At 63.5% G+C, this 15,546-nt stretch carries 12 protein-coding genes and 1 pseudogene; 11 read left to right on the top strand and 2 right to left on the bottom strand.

Annotated elements, in window-relative coordinates; all coding sequences use genetic code 11:
- Positions 1–14 precede the first annotated feature (14 nt).
- Genes RAD10_RS10240 through RAD10_RS10230 form a run of 3 tightly spaced genes read left to right on the top strand, consistent with a single transcriptional unit; the run spans position 15 to position 2,314 of the window.
- Positions 15–1,058 (top strand): TAXI family TRAP transporter solute-binding subunit, encoded by a 1,044-nt coding sequence (locus RAD10_RS10240; RefSeq protein ID WP_461617348.1) that lies wholly within the window; start codon positions 15–17, stop codon positions 1,056–1,058.
- The gene (locus tag RAD10_RS10235) at positions 1,055–1,672 is read left to right on the top strand and encodes a hypothetical protein (protein ID WP_461617347.1); all 618 of its coding nucleotides are present in this window, start codon (positions 1,055–1,057) and stop codon (positions 1,670–1,672) included. The genes RAD10_RS10240 and RAD10_RS10235 overlap by 4 nt, the downstream gene beginning before the upstream one ends.
- A gap of 24 nt (positions 1,673–1,696) precedes the next feature.
- Positions 1,697–2,314 (top strand): DsrE family protein, encoded by a 618-nt coding sequence (locus tag RAD10_RS10230; protein WP_461617346.1) that lies wholly within the window; start codon positions 1,697–1,699, stop codon positions 2,312–2,314.
- A gap of 61 nt (positions 2,315–2,375) precedes the next feature.
- Here RAD10_RS10230 and RAD10_RS10225 read toward each other — a convergent pair whose 3' ends face one another.
- Entirely contained in the window at positions 2,376–3,119 is a 744-nt protein-coding gene (locus tag RAD10_RS10225) for an SDR family NAD(P)-dependent oxidoreductase (RefSeq protein ID WP_461617345.1), read from the bottom strand.
- A 146-nt stretch (positions 3,120–3,265) separates the two neighbouring features.
- Here RAD10_RS10225 and RAD10_RS10220 point away from each other — a divergent pair, with 146 nt between their 5' ends.
- The 5 genes and pseudogenes from RAD10_RS10220 to RAD10_RS10200 all read left to right on the top strand — a co-directional run bounded on the left by RAD10_RS10220 (position 3,266) and on the right by RAD10_RS10200 (position 9,537).
- Entirely contained in the window at positions 3,266–4,036 is a 771-nt protein-coding gene (locus RAD10_RS10220; protein ID WP_461617344.1) for a methyltransferase domain-containing protein, read from the top strand.
- Positions 4,037–4,234: 198 nt separating this feature from the next.
- On the top strand, positions 4,235–5,236 hold the full coding sequence (locus RAD10_RS10215) for a DctP family TRAP transporter solute-binding subunit (protein ID WP_461617343.1): 1,002 nt from the start codon (positions 4,235–4,237) through the stop codon (positions 5,234–5,236).
- Between the two features lie 155 nt (positions 5,237–5,391).
- A pseudogene (locus tag RAD10_RS10210) lies at positions 5,392–5,868 on the top strand (TRAP transporter small permease); the annotation flags it as partial.
- Positions 5,869–6,087: 219 nt separating this feature from the next.
- Entirely contained in the window at positions 6,088–7,368 is a 1,281-nt protein-coding gene (locus RAD10_RS10205) for a TRAP transporter large permease (RefSeq protein ID WP_244550726.1), read from the top strand.
- A 240-nt stretch (positions 7,369–7,608) separates the two neighbouring features.
- Positions 7,609–9,537, top strand: a complete 1,929-nt coding sequence (locus RAD10_RS10200) for an alkyl/aryl-sulfatase (protein ID WP_461617342.1) — start codon at positions 7,609–7,611, stop codon at positions 9,535–9,537.
- A gap of 90 nt (positions 9,538–9,627) precedes the next feature.
- On the opposite strand, the gene RAD10_RS10195 is transcribed toward RAD10_RS10200, so the two are convergent.
- A complete protein-coding gene (locus RAD10_RS10195) occupies positions 9,628–10,698 on the bottom strand; it encodes a glycosyltransferase family 4 protein (protein ID WP_461617341.1) in 1,071 nt (356 codons plus the stop codon).
- 276 nt (positions 10,699–10,974) lie between these two features.
- Between RAD10_RS10195 and RAD10_RS10190 the strand changes: the two genes are divergently transcribed.
- Genes RAD10_RS10190 through RAD10_RS10180 form a run of 3 tightly spaced genes read left to right on the top strand, consistent with a single transcriptional unit; the run spans position 10,975 to position 15,540 of the window.
- Positions 10,975–12,738: an ABC transporter ATP-binding protein gene (locus RAD10_RS10190; RefSeq protein ID WP_461617340.1), complete on the top strand. Its 1,764-nt coding sequence runs from the start codon at positions 10,975–10,977 to the stop codon at positions 12,736–12,738.
- A 58-nt stretch (positions 12,739–12,796) separates the two neighbouring features.
- Positions 12,797–15,001 carry an amylo-alpha-1,6-glucosidase gene (locus RAD10_RS10185; RefSeq protein WP_461617339.1) on the top strand — a complete coding sequence of 735 codons (2,205 nt, stop codon included), beginning with the start codon at positions 12,797–12,799 and terminating at the stop codon, positions 14,999–15,001.
- Between the two features lie 20 nt (positions 15,002–15,021).
- The gene (locus tag RAD10_RS10180) at positions 15,022–15,540 is read left to right on the top strand and encodes a PRC-barrel domain-containing protein (RefSeq protein ID WP_461617338.1); all 519 of its coding nucleotides are present in this window, start codon (positions 15,022–15,024) and stop codon (positions 15,538–15,540) included.
- The last annotated feature ends 6 nt before the right edge of the window (positions 15,541–15,546 follow it).

Genomic DNA, 15,546 nt, shown 5'->3' with positions numbered 1-15,546 from the left:
CGGAAGGGAACGACATGAACAAGGCGCCAAAGTCACGCTCGTTGCTCCTGCTCACTTGGTTGGTGCCAGTCGCTATGATGCTTCAAACGGCCTGCTTGGAAGCGCAAACGGCGAGAAATGCCAAGGCCGATGCACAGCTCGACCGACGGCCGCTTCCGAAAGAGAACGAAAAGGACCGGATGAACGCCTGGACGGTCGGGCTCGCCGGGGGCCTGCTCGAGGGCGCGCCGATCCGCCTCGCCGCAGAAATGGCTCGCGTCGTCGACGACGGAGCAGACCTGCATCTCCTGCCGATCGTCACCCGTGGGGCCACCGACAATCTGAATGCGCTGCTCTATTTGCGCGGCGTCGATACTGCCATCATCAATTCCGACGCGTTCGAGGAGTATAAGATTCAGGCACCGCAGATCAAAAGCCGCATCACCTATCTGCTCAATCTCTTCCCATCCGAGCTGCACATTTTTGTGCGGCCTGAAATCACAAGCCTGCAGGATCTTGTCGGCAAGAAGGTGAACTTCAACACCCTGGGCACCGCGGCCGCCTATTCAGGACCACTCATCTTCAGCCGTCTCGGGATCGATGTCGAAAAGACATTCATCCCGCATCAGGTTGCCCTGGAACAGATGCGCAAAGGCGAAATGTCGGCCGTGGTGTTCATCACCTCGAAACCCGTCGATGCCTTCGTAAAGGGCCGCTGGGAGGCTGGATTCAAGTTCCTCCCGATCGGTTACGACAAGAAGTTCGAGGACTATTATCTGCCCGCGACCTTGGACGCCAATGAGTATCCCAACCTGATCAAGCAGGGTGAGCGGATCTCGACCATCGCGGTCCCGACAGCGCTTGTCGCTTTCAACTGGTCGCCGGGCTCCAATCGCTACCAACGCGTGGCTCGCCTTGTCGAGTACCTGTTCTCGCGCATCGATCGCCTGCAGGCACCAGGCTTCGATCCGAAATGGCAGTCGATCAATCTTGCGGCATCCGTCCCGGGTCTCACCCGCTTCCAAGCCGCGCAGGAATGGCTGGATCGCAAAGCGCGCAGCGTACAGGCGAGGCCATGAAGACTGCCGCTCCGCCGCTCGCTGTCGCCTTCAACGTCGCCTGCGGTATCGCCTACGCGCAAAGTACGAGCGATCCCATGGAAACACTTAGGGCTTGTTCGGCGATGGAGGGACAAGCCCGGCTGGAATGTCTGCAAGACGTATCGCGCAAGATTCCACCGTCCAGTCGGAGTGACTGGATCGTCAGCGAGACGACTTCGCCAGTCGATTATCAGCCGGTCGTCACCGCCACCGCCACTTCTGTCGGCAGTTCGGATGGCGCCGCGATGCAGCTCGCAATCCACTGCCGCAGAGGCCGCACGGAAGTCATAGTCGCCGGACCGGCGCTGTCACGCAGCGCCAACGAATACGTCATCTCCTTTCGGCTGAATGCGGATACGCCAATGCAATTCACGGCAGCGTCGCCGTCATTTGGCTCCGGCGTCGCTTTCGGGGGCGACGTCGTAAAGTTGTTGAGCTCACTACCCGACGACGGCCACATCGTTGTGAGCCTTTTCACCCGCACTGGCCCGGTGCAAGGCGGACAATTCCTGCTCAGCGGATTCGAAAACGTGCGCAAGAAAATGGCGGCTGCATGCAAATGGCCACATGCCGTCGCCAGACCGGGTAGGTGATGGTCAGGAAATGGGAGGCACGAGATGATCAATCCAAAACTGGCGATGGCAGTCATCGGCGGCTTGACGATAGGGCTTCTGGTCGGACCAAGCGCGCAGGCGCAGCAGGACAACCAGTGGATCCCCCAGGCGCGCGAGAAGAGCCAAGCGAGCACCCCGAAGCATCCGGGTGGACAGAAGCAGGTGAGCAAGCCGCGGCAGAATCACGCGATCAGGCAGGATCCTGCGAACAACACGAAGATGGCTCAGGCCACAAAGACCGAGAGCGCGAAAAAGCCGCACCGGCTGATACTGCAGGTCAATTCCAACGAGCCTGCGATGATGAACCTCACGCTCAACAATGCGAGCAACGTCGCGCAATACTATCGCGATCTCGGTGAACCGGTGTCGATCGAGGTCGTCACCTTTGGTCCCGGCCTTCACATGCTGCGCGACGACACCTCGCCGGTAAAGCCGCGCATCGAGGTGCTCGCGATGAGCCATCCCGAAATCTCGTTTAAGGCTTGCGGCAACACGCAGGAAAACATGCGCAAGGCGGAGAACAAGGACATAAGCCTGATTCCACAGGCCACGATCGTCAAATCCGGCGTCGTCCGCGTCATGGAGCTACAGGAGCAGGGCTGGAGCTACGTCAAACCGTGAGGTCCGGCGGCAGACCGGACATGGCGTGCGTTCGCGGGCCGTGGATTCTGGGAGGCCAACCCTAGAACTGATACCGCCGCAGGCCGCCATCCACCGGGATCACCGTGCCCGTGATGTAGCGCGCCACCGGTGAGGCCAGGAATACTGCCAGTGCCGCCAGATCTTCCGGCTCGCCCCAATAGCCGACGGGAATCTCTTCCTCCGCAAAGCGCTCGCGATAATCAGGCGGGTAGTTGCGGCGGATCTGCTCGCTCATGATGCGGCCGGGCGGGATGCAGTTGATGGTGATGCCATGCTCGCCGATCTCGCGCGACAGGCCCTTGGCCCAGGCGTGCACGGCGGCCTTGGCGGCGAACGCCGCGTTGAGGCCTTCTGGCTCGGACTTGCCGGTGATGTTGACGATGCGGCCCCATTTGCGTTCGATCATCTGCGGCAGCAACGCATGCGCGATGCGGCGGTAGCTGGTGAAATTCAGCGCGATCGCCTCGTCCCATTTGCTGTCGGGGGCATCGACCGGCAGCGGCCGGCTGCCGCCGGCATTGTTGATGAGGATGTCGACATGGCCGAGCTCCTTCACCGCAAAGGCCGCGATCCGCTCCGCCGCGTCCTTGGCCATCACGTCCTGCTCGAACGGCGTGATCAGCCCGGAGCCTTCCTCCTTCACCAGCTCGACGAGAAGATCGGTGCGCCGCGCCACGCCGACCACGCGCACGCCCTCGGCGGCCAGGCCCTTGGCGATCGCGCGGCCGATGCCGATGCTCGCGCCGGTGACGACTGCGGTTTTCGATTTGAGCCCGAGGTCCATGGTGACACGCTCTCTTGTTTGGTTCTTGCTTATTGCTGTCCGCTTCCTGCCCGTCCCGCGGGCCTTGCGAATTGCCTGAGCGGGACGAGCAGTGGTAACCAAGAGCGACGTTGAAGGAAATACGAAAAAGAAAAAGGCGTTGAGCGATGGTCTGGGATCCGCAGCAATATCTGAAATTCTCCGGCCACCGGCTCCGGCCCGCCGTTGACCTCTTGATGCGGATTCCGGATTTTGGCCCGCGCGAGATTGCTGATCTCGGCGCGGGTGCCGGCAACGTGACAAAACTCATCAAGGAGCGCTGGCCGGAGGCGAGCGTGACCGGCGTCGAGGGCTCCGCCGAGATGGTTGCCGCCGGCCGCAAGGCTGCACCCGATGTGGAATGGTCCCACGAGAACCTCGGCCATTGGCGCCCCGCCAAGCATTACGACTTGATCTATTCCAATGCCGCACTGCACTGGCTGCCCAATCATGTGGCGCTGTTTCCATCGGTCATGGAGAAGGTGAAGCCTAGCGGCATGCTTGCGGTGCAGATGCCGCGCAACTTTCTGGCGCCGTCGCATGTGCTGATCGGCGAGACCGCGCTTGATGGTCCGTGGCGGTCCAAGCTCGAGCATCTCGTGACGCCGCCGCCGGTCGAGGGGCCGGCGTTCTATCACGATCTTCTTGCGCCGATGTCGGCCAACATCGACATCTGGGAGACCGAATATCTGCAAGTGCTCGAAGGCGAGAACCCCGTCAAGGAATGGACCAAGGGGACCTGGCTGACGCGCTATCTCGACGTGCTCGCAGGCGAGGAGAAGATCGCATTCGAAGCCGCCTATGGCGCGCGGGTTGCGAGGGCCTATCCGAAGAATGCGGCGGGGCAGACCCTGTTCCCGTTCCGCCGCCTCTTCATGGTCGCGCAGCGCAAGAGCTGATGCATTGCCGCAATGCGACATAAGCGCTCGTTCCCTTGGACGGAAGCAGGTGCCGGGTTGCGTAGACAGCGTTCGTCAAGATAGCTTGACTGCGGCAAATTGGGCTTAGGTCTAGTTGTTCGGCCTGCGGATTGCTGCCACTACTCAAACCGGAAAACAAAAAAGCACCCGGTTTGTCGAGGTTGTTGGGAGGTCTTCATGCGCAAACTGCTTCTTGCGGTCGGGGCGGCCGCGCTGATTCTGGCCCCTGCCGCTGCGCAGGCCCAAACTCCGATCGTCATCAAGTTCAGCCACGTTGTCGCCAACGACACCCCGAAGGGGAAGGGCGCGCTGAAGTTCAAGGAGCTCGCCGAGAAATACACCGACGGCAAGGTCAAGGTTGAAATCTACCCGAACTCCACGCTCTACAAGGACAAGGAAGAGATCGAGGCGCTCCAGCTCGGCTCCGTGCAGATGCTCGCGCCCTCGACCGCGAAATTCGCGCCGCTCGGCATCAAGGAGTTCGAGGCGCTCGACCTGCCCTGGCTGTTCAAGGACGACCAGACCTATTCCAATGCGATGAAGGGTACGGTCGGCAAGTGGCTGTTCCAGAAGCTGGAAGCCAAGGGCATCACCGGGCTCGCCTATTGGGACAACGGCTTCCACATGGTTTCTTCTAATCGTCCGTTGGTGAAGCCGACGGATTTCCAGGGCCTGAAATTCCGCATCTCCGGATCGAAGGTCGCCGACCAGTACTTCCGTCTGGTCGGCACGATCCCGCAAATCATGGCGTTCTCGGAAGTCTATCAGGCGCTCCAGACCGGCGTGGTCGACGGCTGCGAGAACACCGCGTCCAATTACTTGACGCAGAAGTTCTACGAGGTGCAGAAAGACATCACCGTCTCCTATCACGCGCATCTGCAATATGCGGTCATCGTCAACTCGAAGTTCTGGTCGGGCCTGCCGCCCGATATCCGCACCCAGCTCGACAAGGCGATGGCGGAGGCATCCGACTACACCAATTCGATCGCACGCCAGGAGAACGAGGACGCGCTGGCCGAGATCAAGAAGACGGGCAAGACCAATCTGCATTATCTGACTGACGCAGATCGCAAGGCATGGCAGGAAGCGATGCAGCCGACGTATAAATGGGCAAAGGGCAGGGTCGGGCAGGAAGTGCTCGATCTCGTCGCCAAGGAACTCGACGTCAAGATGAACTGACGGCCGCGCCCTGACAAGAACAATAGCAACGGTCGGGGGTGATCGCACTCCCGGCCGTTTCGCTCTTGAATGGACGCGCCAATGCTGGGGGGACGAAGTTGCTGCGTGTGCTGAATCGTGTGCTCGATCATCTCGAGGAATGGCTGATCGCGACGATGATCGCGGCTGCGACGTCGCTCATCTTCGTCGCCGTGCTGCACCGCTACGGCGCCGGGCTGTCGATCGACATCGCCAAATGGGCGGAAGCCCGCAACCTGACCTTCCTCGCCGTCCCGGCGCGCGCGGCGTTCGTCTGGCTTGCCGCGCTCGATTTGTCCTGGGCGCAGGAACTCTGCATCTACATGTTCATCTGGATGGCGAAGTTCGGTGCCGCCTACGGCGTGCGGACCGGCATCCATGTCGGCGTCGACGTGCTCGTCAACATCCTGCCCGGCGGATCGCGCCGGCGCGTCATCACCTTCGGTCTGTTGTGCGGCGCTCTCTTCACCGCCATCGTCGCCTATTTCGGCGCCGCGTTCGTCGGGCAGATGTGGCAGACCGGCCAGCAGTCCAACGATCTGGAAGCACCGATGTGGATGGTGTATCTCACCATCCCGCTCGGCTCCGGCCTGATGTGCTTCCGCTTCCTGCAGGTCGCCTGGTCGTTCCACCGCACCGGCGAGCTGCCGCATCACGACATGGCGGGCGTCGAGGGCGTCGAGGCGGATCCGGTGCATCCGGCGCCGGTCACGCATAGTCAGGTCGTCCGCGACGAGCGCAGCCCGCTCGGCTGGATTCTGATGCTGCTGCCGGTCCTGATCGTCGCGCTGTGCTTCGCGCATGCGGGCCATGTCATCACGCTGCCGCAGGGCTTGCGCGTCCTCATCGTGTTCGCGCTTCTGCTCTCCTTGATGCTGACGGGTATGCCGATCTCGATCGCGCTCGGTCTCACCGTGCTCAGCTTCATGTTCACGCTGACCGACGTGCGAACGGAATCCGTGGCGCTGAAGCTGTTCACCGGCATCGAGAACTTCGAGATCATGGCGATCCCGTTCTTCATCCTCGCCGGCAACTTCCTGACCCATGGCGGGGTGGCGCGGCGGATGATCACCTTCGCGACCTCGCTGGTCGGCCATTGGTACGGCGGTCTCGCGCTGTCGGGGGTGGTTGCCTGCGCGCTGTTTGCCGCCATTTCCGGCTCGTCGCCGGCGACCGTGGTGGCGATCGGCTCGGTGATCCTGCCGGCGATGGTCGCGCAAGGCTTCCCGAAGCGGTTCGGCGCGGGTGTGATCACGACGTCGGGCTCGCTCGGAATTCTCATTCCGCCGTCGATCCCGATGGTTCTCTACGCCGTCTCCACCAACAGCTCGGTCGGCAAGCTCTTCATCGCCGGCATCGTGCCGGGATTGGTCCTGGCCACGCTTCTCGGCGCAACCACATTTTATCGGGCCTGGCGCAACGACTATCCGCGGATGCCGAAGGCAACGCTGCGCGAGCGCTTCGATGCCTTCCGCAAGTCGATCTGGGGCATCCTGCTGATCGTGATCGTGATCGGCGGTATCTACAGCGGCCTGTTCACGCCGACCGAAGCTGCCGCCGTCAGTGCGGTCTACGCCTTCATCGTCGCTGTGTTCATCTACAAGGACCTGAAGCTGAGCGACGTGCCGCGGGTGCTGCTGTCGTCGGCGAATCTCTCGGCGATGCTGCTCTACATCATCACCAACGCCGTCCTGTTCTCGTTCCTGATGACTTACGAGAATGTGCCGCAAGCGCTGGCGCAATGGATGATCGACCAGGGCCTGGGGTGGATCGGCTTCCTGCTCCTCGTCAACCTGCTGCTGCTGCTGGCGGGCAACGTGATGGAGCCGTCCTCGATCATCCTGATCATGGCTCCGATCTTGTTTCCGGTCGCGATCAAGCTCGGCATCGACCCGATCCATTTCGGCATCCTGATGACGGTCAACATGGAGGTTGGCCTCTGCCATCCGCCTGTCGGCCTCAACCTCTACGTCGCCTCCGGCATCGCCAAGATGGGGATCACCGAGCTCACGGTCGCGGTGTGGCCATGGCTGTTGACGATGCTGGGATTCCTGGTGGTGGTGACGTACTGGCCGGGCCTGTCGTTGTGGCTGCCGCGATTGCTGGGGATGTAGCCACGAGTTCTGAATCCCTCTCCCCTAGCGGGAGAGGGTGGCTCGCCGCGCAGCGGCGAGACGGGTGAGGGGTATCTATCCTCGCGGACGCTCTCGCGAGCGGAGAGATACCCTCATCCGGCGCTTCGCGCCACCTTCTCCCACAAGGGGAGAAGGGGAGAGCATCCGTATTGCCGCCGGCGATGGCAATCACCCGCCAGATGCGGTTAGATGCCGCGCAACTGGCGGGGAGGAGCAAACATGACAGAACCCAGCAGCGAGCCAAAGGACGCGACGCCGTTCGTCGTCGCGCAGCAGACGGCGATGCTGAATGCGCTGCCGTTTTCCGACACGCGGGATTTCGACGACGCCGCGCGTGGCTTCCTCGGCACGATCGAGAATGCGGCGATCACGAACCCGCAAGGGAGGACGGTCTGGAGTCTTGCGCCTTACGGCTTCCTGTCCATCGAACAGGCGCCGCCCACGGTCAATCCGAGCCTGTGGCGGCAGTCGCGGCTCAACATGCAGCACGGCTTGTTCGAGGTCGTGCCCGGTGTGTACCAGGTGCGCGGGCTCGACATCGCCAACATGACGCTGATCGAGGGCGACAGCGGCGTCATCGTGGTCGACACGCTAACCTCGATCGAAGGCGCCCGCGCCGCGCTCGATCTTTACTTTAGGCATCGCGGCCTGAAGCCCGTCGCGGCCGTGATCTTCACCCACACCCACACCGATCATTGGGGCGGCGCCCGCGGCGTGCTGAAGGAAGACGCACTCGCCACCGGCCGCGTGCCGATCATCGCTCCGAACCTGTTCATGGAGCACGCCGTCTCCGAGAACATCATCGCGGGTCCGGCGATGCTGCGCCGGGCGCAGTACCAGTTCGGGCCGCTGCTCGCCAAGGGGGCGCGGGGGCAGGTCGATTGCGGGCTCGGCAAGTCGATGGCGGCAGGCTCCGTCGCGCTGCTGCGCCCGACCGATTTGATCATGGCGACCGGCGACAGGCGCGTCATCGACGGCGTCGAATTCGAATTCCAGATGGCGCCGAACAGCGAAGCGCCGGCGGAGATGCATTTCTTCATCCGGCGCTACAAGCTGTTGAACCTCGCCGAGAACTGCACGCACAATTTCCACAATCTGCTGCCGTTCCGCGGTGCCGACGTGCGCGACGCACTGGCCTGGTCAAAATATCTGGGCGAGGCCTTGCAGCTCTGGGACGGCAAGGCGGAGGCGATGTGCGGCCAGCATCATTGGCCGGTGTGGGGAGCTGAGCGCATCGGCACGATGATCCGGCAGCAGCGCGACCTCTACAAATTCGCGCATGACCAGACCATCCGGCTGATGAATCACGGTCTCACCGCGGCCGAGATCGCCGAGACGATCCAGTTGCCGAAGAGCCTGGAGGGCGCCTGGCACGGCCGCGGCTATTACGGCCACATCCGCCACAATGTGAAGGCGATCTACCAGAAATATCTCGGCTGGTACGACGCCAACCCGGTCAATCTCGATCCGCTGCCGCCGGTGGAGTCAGGCAGGAAGTACGTCGAGTATATGGGCGGGGCGGATGCGATCCTCGCGCGGGCGCGTGCGGATTTCGACAAGGGTGAATTCCGCTTCGTCGCCCAAGTGCTCGGCCATCTCGTGTTCGCCGAGCCCGATCATGCGGCAGCGCGCGCGTTGCTCGCCGACACGCTGGAGCAGCTCGGCTACGCCGCCGAAAGCGCGACCTGGCGCAACGCCTATCTGTTCGGCGCGCAGGAATTGCGCCAGGGCATGCCGAAGGTGCCGGCGCGCCCGCCGATGCCGCGCGAGACGCTGGCTGCGCTGCGCACCTCGCAGCTCTGGGACGTGCTCGGCATCCGCCTCAACGGCCCCAAGGCCGAGGGCAAGCACATCGTGCTGAACTGGAGTTTTTCCGATACCGGCGAGACCTTCGTGCTCAATCTTGAGAACTGCGCGCTGACCTATACCGAGGGCGTGCAGGCAGAGGGCGCCGATGCCAGCTTCACGCTGGCGCGCGCAACGCTCGACGAGGTGATCGCCAAGCTGACGAGCTTTCCGGAAGCGGTCGCCGCCGGCAAGGTCAAGCTATCAGGCAACCCGATGCGCCTCGCCGAGCTGATGGGCCTGATGGACGAGTTTCCGCGCATGTTCGAGATCGTGGAGCCGAAGCGGGCGGTGGTGAGGTAGGGAAGGCCGTGTTGACGCGCAGAGGACTTCACACTCCGCGGTCGTCCCCGCGAACGCGGGGACGACACTGTTACACTGTTGGTTGGCAGCCTACTCCGCGCTGCTCACCAGCTTGATCCGCGGCGACTGTTCCTCGGCGAGGCTGCGATAGGCGGCGAGGTAATCCAGCGCCATTCGCCGCGCCGTGAATCGCGTCTCGAACTGCTTGCGGATCGCGGTGCGGTCGAGTTGCGGAAGGCGATTGACGACGCCGGCTGCGCTGAGGACGTCCTCGACGACGAAGCCGGTCAGCCCCTCGTCGATGATCTCCGGCACCGAGCCGCGGTTGAAGGCGACCACCGGCGTTCCGCAGGCCATGGCTTCGATCATCACGAGGCCGAACGGCTCCGGCCAGTCGATCGGCAGCAGAAGGCCGAGCGCGCCGCTCAAAAATTCCGACTTCTCGTGATCGCTGATCTCGCCGATGAACTCCACCAGCGGATTGTTCTCGATCATCGGCCGGATCAGCTCGTCGTAGTAGTCCTGATCGGCGCGATCGACCTTGGCCGCGATCTTCAGCGGAATGCCGCAATGGGTCGCGATCTTGATGGCGCGGTCGACGCCCTTCTCGGGCGCGATGCGGCCGAGCACGGCGAGATATTCCTGTTTCACCGGCTTCGGCGTCAGCAGATTCTCCGGAAGACCGTGATGAATCGTCGTCACCCAGTTCGCCTGCGGCACCGGCCGTCGCTGCGCATTGGAGATCGAAATGACGGGCATCTTCGAGAAGGTGTTGAACACCGGCTGATGCTCCGGCAGGTCGAGCCGGCCGTGCAGCGTGGTCAGGAATGGCGTCGGCTGGCGGTGGAACAACGACCACGGATAATAGTCGAGATGGAAGTGGAGGAAATCGAACTCCTCGTCGTCACATTTTTGCCGCACACGCTCCAGCAGCACCATGTGCAGTGCATTGGGGTCACGCACGGAACCGTCGAGACGGAGCGCCTTGGGCCACAGCGCATCCAGCTTGGCTGATGTCTGCGAGTCGCCGCTGGCGAATAGCGTCACGTCGTGCCCGAGGGCCACCAGCTCTTCCGTCAACCAATGCACCACCCGCTCGGTGCCGCCATACAGCTTGGGTGGAACAGCCTCCGTCAACGGAGCAACCTGCGCGATGCGCATCTCACCATCTCCTTTGTGCGATCATGATCGTAGAAAGCCCCCGCTTGTTGGCACCGGCAATGCCAGCCAAGGGAACGTTCCCGCACTTGCGAAGTTCCTTCCTCCAAACGTTACTTATTCGACACGTCCGGTGTTCGTCGCGATGCTGCCATCACATCTTCGCAGATCGTCCGCATCCGCATGTCGTGATGAGGTTGACCGGGAACCGAGGCGAACTCGTCGATGTTCAGTCGATCAGTAACAAAATGAAGATCAGCAAAACGGGGCGATAGCCATATGGATCATCTTTCTGGATACGCGCGCAGGCCATTTGCCTTTGTCTTGCGCTATCTTCGGATGCGAATGACATCGCATCTGGTGATCCTGGCCGCGGTTGTCGCGGCGGTTGCCTGCTCCGTAGGCACCCAATACGGGGTCAAATCCCTAGTCGACGCCTTGTCTGCGGGTCCTTCGCAAGGCGGTGGCGTATGGCTGGCATTCATTTTACTCATGTCGCTGATCGCCGCCGACAACTTCCTGTGGCGGATCGCGAGCTGGACGGCGAGCTTCACCTTCGTTCGTGTCACGGGTGATTTGCGACGTGACATATTTCGTCATCTGACCGGACACGCGCCCAGTTACTTCTCGGACCGGATGCCCGGCATGCTGACGAGCCGTATCACCGCGACGTCGAACGCGGTGTTCACGGTTGAGAACATGTTCGTCTGGAACGTGTTGCCGCCCTGCATTGCCACAATTGCGGCAATCGCCCTGATTGGAACCGTCAGTCCTTACATGGCGCTTGGCCTGATCGTGATTGCCGGCGGTATGGTGGTTGCGATGTTCCGTCTTGCCGCCGCGGGCAAGCCGCTGCATGACGATTTCGCCGACAAGGCCGCCGTGGTCGACGGCGAGATGATCGACGTCATCAGCAACATGCCGCTGGTGCGGGCCTTCTGCGGTATCGGCCACGAGCACGAGCGGTTCGACGCGACTGTGAGCCGGGAACTGACCGCGCGAAGCCGCAGCCTGCGTTATCTGGAAAAGCTGCGGCTGTTGCATGCCGCTGTGACCGTGCTTCTGACGATCGCGCTGATGGCCTGGGCAGTCACGCTCTGGCAGCAGGGCGAGGCGACTACCGGCGACGTGGTGCTGGTCTGTACGCTCGGTATCTCCATCCTGAGCGCGACGCGCGACCTTGCGGTGGCGCTGGTCGACGTCACCCAGCACGTTGCGCGGCTGACCGAGGCGATCGCCACGCTGCTGGTGCCGCACGAATTGCGTGATCATCCCGAGGCGGAGCCCCTGGTCAAGAGCGGCGCCGCGATCGCGTACAATAACGTCGCCTTCGGCTATCCTGGCGGCGAGAAGATCTTCGAGCGCTTCAGCCTGCGGCTCCAGCCCGGCCAGCGCGTCGGCCTGGTTGGCCAATCCGGCGGCGGCAAGTCCACACTGTTCACGCTGCTGCAGCGCTTCTACGACACGGACGAGGGCAGCATCACGATCGACGGCCAGGACATTTCGAAGGTCACTCAGCAGAGCCTGCGCGAGGCGATCTCCGTGGTGCCCCAGGACATTTCCCTGTTCCACCGTTCCATTCGCGAGAATATCCGCTATGGTCGGCCGAATGCGACCGATGACGAGGTGCTGCGCGCGGCGATCGCGGCGCGCTGCGATTTCGTCGAGAGCCTGCCCGATGGCCTCGACACCATGGTCGGCGACCGCGGCGTCAAGATGTCTGGCGGCCAGCGCCAGCGCATCGCGATCGCGCGCGCCTTCCTGAAGGATGCGCCGATCCTGCTGCTGGACGAGGCGACCGCCGCGCTCGACAGCGAATCCGAGGAGGCCATCCGCGAGGCGCTGTCGCGCCTGATGCGCGGCCGCACGGTGATCGCGATCGCGCATCGGCTGGCGACGCTGCGCAATTTCGACCGCGTGGTGGTGCTGAGGGCCGGCAAGATCATCGAGGACGGCGCGCCCGACCGACTGATGCAGGGTCACGGCCCCTACCGTGAGCTGGTGACGCAGGAGATGAGCCGGCTCGCGAAGTTCGCCGCGTAAACCCAACAGTCGCGTTCGCGTTGGTTGCGTTTCGAAACAAGCCGCAGGGGAGCAGCTCATGGCAGCCGAAGCCGTAACCAAGATCGTCTCCGTATCGCAGACGGTGGAGGCCGTCGCGGAGCAGACGTTCTACATTCCGATGACGGGGCCCGCCGCGCGGCCGCGGCGGTCCCTGAAACATGACGACACCTTCATCGTGCTCGACAGCCATGGCGACATCGGCGCGTCGGCCGGCGGGCCGGACGGCCTGTTTCACTACGACACCCGCTATCTGGCGCGGCTGGAGCTGGTGCTCGAGGATCTCCAGCCGCTGCTGCTCGGCTCCAACCTGCGCGACGACAATTCGGCGCTCACCGTCGATCTCACCAATCCCGACATCTATCGTCAGGGCCGCCTCGTCTTCCAGAAGGACCTGCTGCACATCGTGCGCACGATCTTTCTGTGGCGCGGCACAGCCTATCAGCGCATCGGCGTGCAGAACCACGGCGACGGGCGGGCCAGTTTCGAGCTGACGCTGCTGTTCGATAACGACTTTGCGGACCTGTTCGAGGTCCGCGGCGAGCGGCGCCCGCGGCGCGGGACCGGCACGAGCAAATTGCTTGGGCCGACCGACGTGCTGTTCGAATATCGCGGTCTCGACGACACCGAGCGCACCACGGGGCTGCATTTCGACCCGCGTCCGACGCGGCTGTCGGTGAATGCCGCGACCTGGCAGATCGAGCTGGACCCGCATGAATCGAAATCGCTGTTCGTAGCCGTATCCTGCAATCGGCCGGTCGCGGAGAAGCCTGCACGCTTTTTCAGGGGCCTGCTAGCTCATCGCCGGGAGATGCGCCAGTCCACGATGGGCGCCGCCAGCATCGAGACCTCGAACAACATCTTCAACGAGGTGCTGTGCCAGGCCATGGCTGACCTCAACATGCTGATGACGGAGACGCCGCAAGGGCGTTATCCCTATGCCGGCATTCCCTGGTACTCGACGACGTTCGGCCGCGACGGCCTGATCACCGCGCTCCAGATGCTGTGGGTCGATCCGCGCGTCGCCAAGGGCGTCCTGCGCCGGCTCGCGCATTTCCAGGCCAAGGCGACAGATCCGCTCGCCGATGCCGCCCCCGGCAAGATCCTGCATGAGATGCGCGGCGGCGAGATGGCGGCGCTGCGCGAGGTGCCGTTCGCGCAATATTACGGCAGCGTCGATTCGACCGCGCTGTTCGTCCTGCTCGCCGGGAGCTATTTCGAACGGACCGGCGACGAGAACACCTTGATCGAGCTATGGCCGGCGGTCGAGGCAGGGCTGGCCTGGATCGACGGTCCCGGCGATCCTGATAAGGACGGCTTCGTCGAATACCAGCGCGCCACTGAAAAGGGGCTCGCCAACCAGGGCTGGAAGGACTCTTACGACGCGATCTTCCATGCCGACGGCCAGCTTGCGGAAGGCAATATCGCGCTCGCCGAAGTCCAGGGCTATGTCTACGCCGCCAAGCTGCTCGCCGCGCGTTGCGCGCAGCGGCTCGGCAAGCCGGACCGCGTGCGCAAGCTCGAGGCCGAAGCCACGGCGCTGGCCGAGCGGTTCGAGAAGGCATTCTGGTGCGAGGAGCTCGGCACCTATGCGCTCGCCCTCGACGGCAGGAAGCGGCCCTGCAAGGTACGGACCTCGAACGCCGGTCAGGTGCTGTTCAGCGGCATGATCCGCGAGGACCGTGCCCGCCTTGTCGCCGCCGATCTGATGCGGCCGCATTTCTTCTCGGGCTGGGGCATCCGCACCGTCGCGCAAGGCGAGGTGCGCTACAACCCGATGTCCTATCATGACGGGTCGATCTGGCCGCACGACAACGCGCTGATCGCGCTCGGGCTCGCGCGTTACGGCCTCAAGCATTCGGTCGCGCATGTCTTCAAGGGGCTGTTCGACGCCGCCACCTATATGGACCTGCGCCGGTTGCCCGAATTATTCTGCGGCTTCCGGCGCGAGAAGCGGCGCGGCCCGACGCTCTATCCGGTCGCCTGCGCGCCGCAGGCCTGGGCCAGCGCGACGCCGTTCACGCTGCTGGAGGCGGCGCTCGGCATCGAGTTCGACGTGGCGCGCAGCGAGATTCGCCTGCGCAACCCGCATCTGCCGGCGTTCCTCAACGAGGTGATCCTGCGCGATCTGCGCCTAGGCGAATCCAGCGTCGATCTTCGTGTCAGCCGCCACGGTGACGACGTGGCGCTGGAAGTCTTGCGCACGCGCGGCCAGATCCAGGTCTCGATCGTGCTGGCGCGCTAGCGGCGCGCAGGGAGAGTGTCATGCGTGCGATCGGAGCGTTGATCCTTGGCATAGCCATCGCCGCGGGCCTGGCGGTGGCCACCTCGCGCGCCGCAGAGGAGCCGCCTGCAGGGCAAAGCGAGGCGAAAGCGCCGACGGCACCGTCGCCGACCTCGGCCGTCCCGGTCACGCCGAAGGACGCCGCGCCGCCGCCGTCGGTGACCATCATCGGCGCGAGCGAGGCCCATGGCGTGCTCGGCCGCGACGTGCGTAGCGCCGCGGATGAGGACATGGGCCGCATCGTCGACGTCATCGTCGACCGCGGCGGCCATGTCCGCGCCGCGGCTATCGATTTCGGCGGATTTCTCGGCGTCGGCAGCCGCAAGATCGTGGTGGATTGGAACGCATTGCGCTTCGGCAAGATTGCCAACAAAAAGGACAGCATCACGCTGGAATTGACCAAGGCGCAGGTCGCGGCCGCGCCGGAATACAAGGAAGACACGCCGATCGTCGTGCTCGGCGCGTCCGGCAGCCTTCAACCGCTGCAAGCGATCCAGTGAGGTGCC

It is taken from the genome of Bradyrhizobium sp. 23AC, from assembly GCF_054863025.1.
This window is presented reverse-complemented; position numbering and strand designations above follow the sequence as displayed.

Excerpts from the sequence above, each read along its gene's own strand:
- RAD10_RS10185 (WP_461617339.1), top strand. The coding sequence starts at position 12,797 with ATGGCAGCCGAAGCCGTAACCAAGATCGTCTCCGTATCGCAGACGGTG.
- RAD10_RS10200 (WP_461617342.1), top strand. The coding sequence starts at position 7,609 with ATGACAGAACCCAGCAGCGAGCCAAAGGACGCGACGCCGTTCGTCGTC.
- RAD10_RS10230 (WP_461617346.1), top strand. The coding sequence starts at position 1,697 with ATGATCAATCCAAAACTGGCGATGGCAGTCATCGGCGGCTTGACGATA.
- RAD10_RS10225 (WP_461617345.1), bottom strand. The coding sequence starts at position 3,119 with ATGGACCTCGGGCTCAAATCGAAAACCGCAGTCGTCACCGGCGCGAGC.
- RAD10_RS10180 (WP_461617338.1), top strand. The coding sequence starts at position 15,022 with ATGCGTGCGATCGGAGCGTTGATCCTTGGCATAGCCATCGCCGCGGGC.
- RAD10_RS10235 (WP_461617347.1), top strand. The coding sequence starts at position 1,055 with ATGAAGACTGCCGCTCCGCCGCTCGCTGTCGCCTTCAACGTCGCCTGC.
- RAD10_RS10215 (WP_461617343.1), top strand. The coding sequence starts at position 4,235 with ATGCGCAAACTGCTTCTTGCGGTCGGGGCGGCCGCGCTGATTCTGGCC.
- RAD10_RS10220 (WP_461617344.1), top strand. The coding sequence starts at position 3,266 with ATGGTCTGGGATCCGCAGCAATATCTGAAATTCTCCGGCCACCGGCTC.
- RAD10_RS10240 (WP_461617348.1), top strand. The coding sequence starts at position 15 with ATGAACAAGGCGCCAAAGTCACGCTCGTTGCTCCTGCTCACTTGGTTG.
- RAD10_RS10190 (WP_461617340.1), top strand. The coding sequence starts at position 10,975 with ATGGATCATCTTTCTGGATACGCGCGCAGGCCATTTGCCTTTGTCTTG.
- RAD10_RS10195 (WP_461617341.1), bottom strand. The coding sequence starts at position 10,698 with ATGCGCATCGCGCAGGTTGCTCCGTTGACGGAGGCTGTTCCACCCAAG.